Source organism: Carboxylicivirga sediminis, assembly GCF_018156225.1.
GTDB lineage: Bacteria > Bacteroidota > Bacteroidia > Bacteroidales > Marinilabiliaceae > Carboxylicivirga > Carboxylicivirga sediminis.
Genome location: NZ_JAGTAR010000053.1, coordinates 22,123 through 30,126, shown reverse-complemented (window position 1 = coordinate 30,126; position 8,004 = coordinate 22,123). Strand labels below are relative to the sequence as shown.

Below are 8,004 nucleotides of genomic sequence, written 5' to 3'. Positions count from 1 at the left end.
GTGCACAACTTCATAGCAGCATAGCAATAATGCAAAAGCAAATCTATTTTAAAACACAAAAAAGAGGATGTCTCAATTTTGGACACCCTCTTTATCTGCTTGTAATCTTATTAAAGCGTCTTAAATAACTGATTGATAAAAGCATCATCATAGCCTTTAGGAGCTACATAAGCAGCGCCTTTCTTTTGTTTCACCAGGTAGTTTTCGTCCGCTAAGTCACTTATTGATTTTTTATCAGCCTGAAACACCATAACCGAGACTTTGGAAGTTTTCCACTTTAAGATGTAGCAGCTGTTTAGCTCAAGTTGTTGATAAAGGCCAGTCCATTGCGCAGCTCTGTTTTCCATCGCCAACATGCCATTCATATACATTATATTATCAGGATTTAACTGTGTGATGTATTTGGGAAGAAGCGGATCATGATTTTCCGGCGTATTTTCCATAAAGCTGTGCAAAACCTTTTCTGCCGCTTTTTGTGCATCACTGCTTCCCGTATTGTTAATGATGGAAAGATACCTGTTTCCATAAACGGCCTGCAGCTGGTAATCAGTTGCGCACAAATGTGGAAGCAGGTTGTTTTCTGCTGAATGACATTGATACACATTAACTGAAAAGATACCAAAGGCCAGGCTTGGTGATGCCATTTCGAAACATTCAAACTTCAGTTCCTGTCCATCAACTTCCAGCTCCTGAACTGTTAGTTTCTGAAACTGGTATTCTTTGTAGAGCTCAGAGCCTCCGTTCATGTAGCCATAAAGCGCACCTGCATCGTATGTTTGTTCAAAGGTAACCTTTATTTGAGCGTGACAGAATGTGGCTGAAATAATGAATGATGCAATGATGAATAATCGGGTCATAGATTAAGGTTTAGACTTCTTCAAGTGTTATTTTATTGATGTCGGCAACACCTAGTTGTAGCTCCTCGGCCATTTCCATAAACTTTAAGCGCTTGGGATCGTCTTTTTCCTGAATGCCTTCGGCAATGCGCTTTTTTACAATGATATCATGCCCAATGCGATCGATGGCTACCGGATCGGTTCCGGCCATAATGGTGTAATAGTTGCAAATGAATTGCGGATTGGCAGCCGGACCACCATTAAAGCAGCCTTTCAGCCCATCGACGATGTTAAGCACTACTTTATCACGAATAGGTGGGAAGGCACAAACTTCGGCGCAGGTATCTGACCAAAGTTGTTTATGTAATCTTCCAGTATTACTTATCGAACCGTAGGCCAGGTTTTTAAGACACAGGGTTACAGTTGGGCCCGCATTTTTCAGAATAGGCACATTGATGATCTTATCTACCTGTTGGGTACAAATCTTTGTAAAGTACGAATGCTTGCCACCATTGACCATATAAGGCATGGTGTACTCATCGTATTCGCCTTCGACATCGGCATAGTAAAACCATTCTTTGTCAATCATTTTTTCGCCGTAAAGCTTCCCGTCTTTGTCGTAAAAACCACCCTCGGCATCTTGTTGCTCGGTTCCGGTAATCGTAATGCCCGGATAGTTCTCTTCCGTGAAACCGGTTTCGTGCAGCTGCATCAGTCGACGATCCCAAATCACAATGTTTTTACGAGGAATGCCAGCACTCTCCAGTTGCTTCACGATGGACTGAACCACCGCATGGCTTGTTGACAGGAGCTTTCCGGCGACCGGATTGACCTTAAGGCCAATAATTTCATCGTCCGAAACGAACTGTTGCCAGGCTTTCTTGATATTTTCTTCATTGGTCAGTTGAAGCATTGCTTTTTTTATCATTTCATTGGCAATGTCTTCCTGTGGTTGGTTATCCACAACCGAGGCTTTATTCATCACTTTAACCACTTTGCCGGGGTATTTGCCAGGCAGGGAGCGTTCATTGCGTGGATGCTTTAAGGCATCGGCGATGTTGGTGACTGGTTTGGCAGGTTGCTGCTCTTGTGGAGGTGCAGCTAAAATAGATTGTGGCTGATTAACAATAGCCCCTGCGCCAACGGCAGTTGCCAGCTTAAAAAAGGAACGGCGATTTACTTTTGATTGACTCATGGATTTTGAATTAAAGGGTAATTGTTCTGAAAAAAAGAAGGCAGCCCATTGGCCGCCTTCCTACTAGCAATCTTCAAACTATCAATCTAACTTTGTCCGAAATAATAAATCAGATCTAAAAAACTATGATTGCTCCGATATCTGTTCCATGCCAATGTATTAGATATCGAATTTACTTGCGTCGATGTCTTCGTTAACTTTAATACTTTCAAACGTGATGTCGAATGATTGAGGACCAACCGCCTGGCTCATTTTTTTAGGAAATTTAATGCCATTCACCTCGGCATACTCGGTGTATGTGCTGGCCATGGTACCTTGAGGGCTTGTGCTCACTTCCTTTACTTTCAGGCCGGTGTTCCGGCTGTAAAATACCGTTTGCTCTTTACCAGAAGGACTTATTACTTTTAACTTTACAACATCTTGTCCATCTACATTATCAGCGCCCAGCAACTCTAATTGATATCCCAATTCAGCATATTGTGTTTCAGGAAACATAACTGATTCGGCTTTCATATTTTCAAGCATTTCGCCTTCAATCTTCTGTTCGCCCATTGGGCTTACTACTTTGCCGGCTTCACCGTTAAACACTTGTTTTGACACCAGGTTGCCCTGCATGTAAGTTTCCACGCACTGGTGGTTAGGACGACGGCTATACATCTTCATGCTTAATGGCATGCCTTGTACATTCATTGTTCCTTCCAAAATGTAGTTGTCAACAGCCGCAATGGCCTCAGTGCCTCCAATAGCTTTAATGTACTTGTTAATCACTTTTTCAGCAGTAAGGTCAGCTGGCAAAGGCATGGCTTTAACCATATTGCCATAGAAATCATACATCTCTACTTTACCGTCCTTAGCAAATTTCTTTAAGCTGGCTCGCATGTTTGGTACATCGCCAACGGCTAATATCAATGCATTGTCTGGTGTCAGGTATTTTTCAGCCATAGCTTTAATGTCGGCAGTGCTTACGGCATTCAGCTTTTCAAGGTAAGTCTCGTAATAATCTGCAGGCAGGTTGTATTTTTCAATGTTAAGTGCGAAACGGGCCACTGTAGCAGGGTCCTCCAACGAACGTGAGAAACTACCGGTCAATGAATTTTTCACCAATTGAAGGTTTGCTTCTTCAACCAACTCAGTGCGCATACGCTCCATTTCATAGATGATTTCAGTAAAAGCACTATCGGTAACGCTTGTACGTACATTAGCGCCAGCATTGAAAGTTCCAACCAATTCATCTGAACTAAGTGATGAGTAAGCACCATAAGTAAAGGCCTTATCTTCTCTCAGGTTTTGGAATAATCTGGCACTAAATGAGCCTCCACCTAAAATACTGTTCATTACGCGTGCCTTAATAGCGTCAGGATGCCCGGGCTTAAGATCTACATTGTATGATAGTGAAATGGTTGATTGGGTTGAACCGTCTTTGTTGGCTACCACTACCTTAGGTGTTTCAAAACCTGCAGGGAATTCATACTTGTACGTTGGTACCTCTTTTGACTCCCACTGAGCAAAGTATTTTTTAGCTTGCTTTTTGGCTTCTTTCACTGAAATGTCACCAACAATAACCAGGTAGGCTACATTTGGTCGGAAGTAGGTGTTGTAATATGATTTTAAATCATCAACCGTAATAGCTTCAACTGAAGCTTCGGTAAGTATTTCTCCATAAGGGTGGTCTTTACCAAAACGTAAAACACTCTTAATGTTGGAGGCAATGGCTTTAGGGTCATCTTTTTGAGATTTAAGGCCTGTTAGCATTTGCTTCTGGGCTTTCTCAAGTTCTTCGGCAGGAAAAGAAGGATTGTATAAAACGTCGGTCATTAGGTTTAAAAGTTCATCGGAGTGTTTCTTCAATGAAGAAGCATACATTCCCTTGGAGCTGGTGTTGAGGGTTGCACCAATAAAATCAACGGCTTCGTCAATTTGGGCCTTACTACGCGTGCTTGTACCCGAACCCATCAGGTCGCCGGCAATGCTTGAGTAGCCAGCCTTTTCACCTTCAACAATTGGGTCAATATCCAGTGAAAGGGTATAAGAAACAACAGGTACTTTGTCATTTTCTACCACAAATACTTTTAAGCCATTCTTTAATTCAAATGTTTGGGCCTTTCCAATATTTACCTTTGGAGCAGGTCCTGGTTTAGGAGGCGTACTTCTGTCTAATTGAGCATTTATGTTAAAAGCTACTAGCAGTGCCAATATAAATATAACTGATTTTTTCATTCTGTTCATTTTTAAATCCATTCAGGCCGAATGGTATATTCTTTTTTAATCAGTAATCGATCTCTTAATGGTGATTAGTTTTGTTGTGACTTAGGCAGGTAGTACAATACTACACGATTATCTTCCACCAGGTATTTATTAGCCACACGCTTAATATCTTCGCGGGTAACTGCCATATACTTATCCAACTCTGTGTTTATCAGATTGGTATTGTCGAAATACACATAGTTAGTTGCCAGATTTTCTGCTCTGCTGGCCAGTTTCACATTAGATTTTACAAACGAATTTTCAAACTGGTTGCGTAGTTTCTGAAACTCTTTTTCTGAAATAAGCTCCTCACGTACTTTTGAAACTTCTACATCGATGGCAGCTTCCAGGTCAGCGCAATCAACACCCATATTTGGTAAGGCGTAGGCCAACGCTACACTTGGATCCTGAAATGGCATGGCGAATGAACCTGCTTCAAGTGCCTTTTGCTGCTCATCTACTAACGATTTATACAAGCGTGAGCTTTGTCCGCCAGATAACAGGGTAGACAGCATATCTAATGCATAGTAATCATCAGTACCCATGGCAGGCGTGCGGTAGGCTTGTACAATTAAAGGAAGCTGGATGTTGTCAAAAATGGTGTCGCGCACTTCGCCTCCCAGGTCCGGCTCTACCATGGTTGGACGGTAAATATCCTTATTGCCTTTAGGAATCTCTGCAAAGTACTTGTTAATTAGTTCTTTTGCTGATTCAATTTCAATGTCGCCAGCAATAACCAATGCAGCATTGTTAGGTACATAAAATTCCTTGTAGAACTGTTGAAATTCTTCGTCTTTGGCTGCACGGATGTGATCAGGATCGCCAATAACTGTCCAGCGGTAAGGGTGTACTTTAAAAGCTCTTTTCATGGTTTCCTGAAACAGGGTGCCATAAGGACGGCTGTCAACTGTCTGCTTTTTTTCCTCAATAACTACCTTCTTTTGAGTTTGGATGCCAATTGAATCCACTTTTGCATGTAACATTCTTTCGGACTCCAACCATAAGCCAAGTTCTAACTGGTTCGAAGGCAAAATTTCATAGTAATAGGTGCGATCGTTTGATGTGTTGGCGTTGAGTGTCCCACCGGCACGTTCTACAAAATTAGAGTATTCGCCTCTTGGAATGTTTTGGGTGCCTTCAAACATTAAATGTTCAAAGAAGTGTGCGAATCCGGTACGCTCAGGGTTTTCATTCTTTGAACCAACATGGTACATTACCGATACGGTAACTATTGGAGTGGACTTGTCCTGATGCAGAATGACATGCAGGCCATTGTCAAGGTCATATTCTTCGAAGCTAATTTTATTTGATTGGGCACTAACTGCGCCAATGCCGGCTAAAAAAAGTGAAAAAGCCAGTAATAAAAAACGGTTCTTCATATTCAAACTTCATGTTTAAGTTAATGTTCGGCAACGAACAATAAGCAGGCCGAAATTTATAAGTATAAGATATGTAGAGTTATAAGGTCATATATTATATTCAGCATGTGTGCATTTATGAACAATAAGGTGTACGAAATCGTACACAGTGGGCACTTGTTAAAAAAGTGAGTTTTTTTCCATCAGTACTTTCATTCTTATTTGGACATACTATTTTTGTATCAAAGCTTAATAGATGAAGATAAAACCATTTGGTCACGTTTTTTTGGCTGCTACAATACTATTATTGGTGGCCTGTGACGAATCCAGTCTTTGCCTCTCTGGACAAAACGCCATACAGGCTGGTTTGTACTCTGGTGCATCAGGTGAAGCGAAAGATACGACCCTTAATGGGGTTTACCTATGGGGATATGATGAAATTAATGATGTCAACTTGCCATTGTTAATTGACAGTGCCCGAGTTCAAAAGATGTACATGCCAACCAATATTGAACGCGACACCACCAGTTTTGTGTTCAGGGAACAGACAATTGCTAGTGATATAGTTGATACGATCATGTTCGTATACACACGTGAGTTGAACTATGTGTCTGGAGATTGTGGTTTTACCTACAATCTTCATATTGATACAGTGATTCACACGATTAATATTATTGATTCTATTGTAGTGGATTACCCATCAGTGTTGTACAACGAAAACCTTGAAAATGTTAAAATATTTATTGAGCCTTAGCGTATTGCTGTTAAGTACCGGGATGTTAGCGCAAAAAACTGACATAAAGCTTGACGGGGATGAAGAAAAGAAAGTCAACAAAGGTAATCCAGGACTGGCAGTGGGGATAGATTTAGCTCCTTTTATTACGCACCTGTTCGCTAACGAACGATTTGGTGTTGAAGTTAATGCGCGCTATACTATAAACGGTAAGTGGCAACTGGCAGCTGAAGTGGGTTACGAAAATGTTGATCTGGATAATAAACAAATGAAATATACTTCAGATGGAAGCTTTATACGTGCCGGTATTGACTATAACCTGTTTCGGGTTGAAGAAATTGGCAATAATGACAATATCCTTCTGGGGCTAAGATACGGTGCGGCGGTGCAGGAACACAGCTGTCCGCGTTATACCATAAGTGAAGATTATTGGGGAGATGTGTCACAATCTATAGGAGCGTCCACAGTGGGATCACATTGGGCCGAATTTGTATTTGGCTTGCGCTCTGAAGTACTGAAGAATTTTTACATGGGTTGGAGTGTTCGTTTCAGGACCATTATTAACGTTGGTGTTAATAATGAGTTGGAGCCCTATTCAATACCTGGATTTGGTCGTCGTGATCGCTCTACCAATATGGGATTTACTTATTCACTTGAATATCATATTCCATTCCGGAAAAAATAAATGCCATGAGTAGCTCTGAAGCAATGACAACCGACTGGCAAAGCGTTATAGAAGAGATAGCGGAAGAAATAAAGCCACTTCTGGACGAAGGAAAGGTGGCTGACTATATTCCTGAGTTGGGTAATGTGGATAAAGCTAATTTTGGTATGTCAATCAGTTTGATTGATGGCAGAGAGTTTTATTGTGGTCAGGCGCTAAAAAGCTTTTCTATTCAGAGTATCTCAAAGGTCTTTAGCTTAACGAAAGCTTTTTCCTTTTTGAAGGACGACTTATGGAAACGCGTTGGAAAAGAGCCATCTGGTAATCCTTTTAATTCGCTGATACAGCTGGAGCATGAAAATGGTAAGCCACGCAACCCGTTTATAAATGCAGGAGCCATTGTGGTAGCTGATTGTGTGGTTAGTCACACGCAAGACTCGTTGAATGAGATTATTGGGTACATACGTGGGCTGGCTGATAACAAGAACATACAGATTGATCATGCCATGTTTCGGTCTGAAAAAGCTTTTGGGCATCGAAATGCTGCTTTGGCGCATTTCATGAAAAGCTATGGCAACATAGAGTCGGACGTTGACGAGGTCCTTGATTTCTATTTTGGGCACTGCTCGCTGTCAATGAGTTGTCAGGATATATCCAGGGCTTTTTTGTTTTTAGCCAATCACGGTGTTCATCCTCGCACTAATAAGCGCTACCTCACGGCCAGTCAGGCCAAGCGTCTTAATGCCTTGTTACTGACATGTGGTACCTACGACGCTGCAGGTGATTTTGCTTTTAGAGTAGGCATGCCAGGGAAAAGTGGTGTTGGAGGTGGTATTGCTGCCATTATTCCCGGATTATTATCAGTTTGTGTATGGAGTCCTGGCCTTGATAAGCATGGTAATTCACTGGCTGGAGTGAAAGCACTCGAATTATTGACCACTAAAACAGGAATATCAATTTTCTAATACTAATTG

Annotated in this window: 7 protein-coding genes; 3 read left to right on the top strand and 4 right to left on the bottom strand. The window is 41.5% G+C overall.

The window, feature by feature from the left end:
• Positions 1-110 precede the first annotated feature (110 nt).
• The 4 genes from KDU71_RS21720 to KDU71_RS21705 all read right to left on the bottom strand — a co-directional run bounded on the left by KDU71_RS21720 (position 111) and on the right by KDU71_RS21705 (position 5,654).
• Positions 111-857 carry a DUF6599 family protein gene (locus KDU71_RS21720; RefSeq protein ID WP_212193230.1) on the bottom strand — a complete coding sequence of 249 codons (747 nt, stop codon included), beginning with the start codon at positions 855-857 and terminating at the stop codon, positions 111-113.
• Positions 858-867: 10 nt separating this feature from the next.
• Positions 868-2,031 (bottom strand): DUF362 domain-containing protein, encoded by a 1,164-nt coding sequence (locus KDU71_RS21715; protein ID WP_212193229.1) that lies wholly within the window; start codon positions 2,029-2,031, stop codon positions 868-870.
• A gap of 159 nt (positions 2,032-2,190) precedes the next feature.
• Positions 2,191-4,248 (bottom strand): insulinase family protein, encoded by a 2,058-nt coding sequence (locus tag KDU71_RS21710; protein WP_212193228.1) that lies wholly within the window; start codon positions 4,246-4,248, stop codon positions 2,191-2,193.
• 74 nt (positions 4,249-4,322) lie between these two features.
• A complete protein-coding gene (locus KDU71_RS21705; RefSeq protein WP_212193227.1) occupies positions 4,323-5,654 on the bottom strand; it encodes a M16 family metallopeptidase in 1,332 nt (443 codons plus the stop codon).
• Between the two features lie 235 nt (positions 5,655-5,889).
• Here KDU71_RS21705 and KDU71_RS21700 point away from each other — a divergent pair, with 235 nt between their 5' ends.
• The 3 genes from KDU71_RS21700 to KDU71_RS21690 are packed head-to-tail and all read left to right on the top strand — an operon-like array spanning position 5,890 to position 7,995.
• Positions 5,890-6,387, top strand: coding sequence for a DUF6452 family protein (locus KDU71_RS21700; protein ID WP_212193226.1), 498 nt, complete (start codon positions 5,890-5,892; stop codon positions 6,385-6,387).
• Positions 6,362-7,051, top strand: a complete 690-nt coding sequence (locus tag KDU71_RS21695) for a DUF6048 family protein (protein ID WP_212193225.1) — start codon at positions 6,362-6,364, stop codon at positions 7,049-7,051. Before KDU71_RS21700 ends, KDU71_RS21695 begins: the two co-directional genes overlap by 26 nt.
• A gap of 5 nt (positions 7,052-7,056) precedes the next feature.
• Complete coding sequence (locus tag KDU71_RS21690; protein WP_212193224.1) at positions 7,057-7,995, top strand: glutaminase; 939 nt, start codon at positions 7,057-7,059, stop codon at positions 7,993-7,995.
• Positions 7,996-8,004 lie beyond the last annotated feature (9 nt).